This is a genomic window from Streptomyces sp. NPDC055078 (assembly GCF_053607985.1).
Genome location: NZ_JBSGUP010001114.1, coordinates 1 through 1349, shown reverse-complemented (window position 1 = coordinate 1349; position 1349 = coordinate 1). Strand labels below are relative to the sequence as shown.

1 protein-coding gene is annotated in these 1349 nt (G+C 76.2%); it reads right to left on the bottom strand.

Annotated features, from left to right (window positions below; genetic code table 11):
- The coding region (locus ACWF94_RS40570; protein WP_453500322.1) for a BTAD domain-containing putative transcriptional regulator at positions 1-1215 on the bottom strand (1215 nt) is incomplete at its 3' end.
- Positions 1216-1349 lie beyond the last annotated feature (134 nt).

Sequence of the window (1349 nt, the reverse complement as noted above, 5' to 3'; positions counted from 1 at the left end):
CCGCAACGCCACCGGACCCGGCAACGGATCAACCGGCCGCACCAACTCCCCCGGCACCCCCAACGGCTCCCGACTCGTCGCCAGAACGGTGAGCCGGGGGCAGTGGGTGAGAAGGGTTTCGGTGAGTTCCGCGGCGGCCTCGATCAGATGCTCGCAGTTGTCGAGTACGAGGAGGAGGGCGCGGTCCCGCAGCTGGGCGACGAGCCGTTCGGCGGGGTCGGCGTGGGAGCCGCTCTCCGGGGCTATGAGGGTGGTCTGGCGCAGCCGTAGCGCGGACAGTACGGCTCCGGGGAGGGCGTCGGGGGTGTCGAGGGGGGCGAGTTCGACGAGCCAGGCGGTTTCGGGGGCGGCGGCCTCCTCGGCGAGCCGGGTCTTTCCGGAGCCGCCGGGTCCGGTGAGGGTGACCAGCCGGGAGCGGGTCAGATCGGCCCTGATGGTCTCGATGTCCGGGGCCCGGCCGACGAACGAGGTGAGCCGGGGGCGCAGATTGCCGCGTTCCGGGCGCTCGGGCGGCGGGCCGAGCAGTTCGGCGTACAGGGCCCGCAGCTCCGGGCCCGGGTCGGCGCCGAGTCCTTCGGCGATGGCGCGGCGGGCCTCCTCGTAGGCGACGAGGGCGTCGGCGTGGTGGCCCTCGGCCGCGAGAGCCCGGATCAGGAGGGCGCGGAAGGGTTCGTGGTACGGATGCGCGCCGGCCAGTTCCCGCAGTTCCGGTACGAGGCCGTCGAGGGCGCCGCGCTCCAGATCGGCCGCGATCCGCAGCCGCAGCGCGGTCAGGCGCCGGGCCTCGGGGCGGGCGGCGTACTCCGGATCGTCCAGGTCCGCGAGCGCGGGGCCGCGCCACAGGTCCAGGGCGGTGCGCAGGGTGTGGGCGGCGGTGTCGGCGGGCTGGTCCGCGGCGGTGCGGACCAGCCCTTCGAACTCGTACAGATCGACAACGTCGGCGGCGGCGACGAGCCGGTAGCCGCCCGGCGCGCTCTCCACGGCGTCCTTCCCGATCACCCGCCGCAGCCTGCCCACGAGCGCCTGGAGCGCGGCCGGCGCGTCCTGCGGCTCGTCCCCGCGCCATACGTCCCCGATCAGCACCCCGACGGGCACGGCCCGGCCCGGCCTGAGCGCCAGGGCGGCGAGCAGCCGGCGGAGACGGGGAGCGGTGAGAGGGACGGGGGTGCCGTGGGGGTCGAGCGCGAGGGTTCCGCCGAGGATGAGATACCGCACGGGACCATTGTGGCGTGCGGGGGTCCCTGCGGGGTGCTTGGCGGGTGGGCGACCTCCCGGGTGCGGGGGTCCCTGCGGGCTGCTGGGCGACTGGCCCAGCGCCCGGGGGCGGGGGCCCGGCCGGCCCGCGCCGA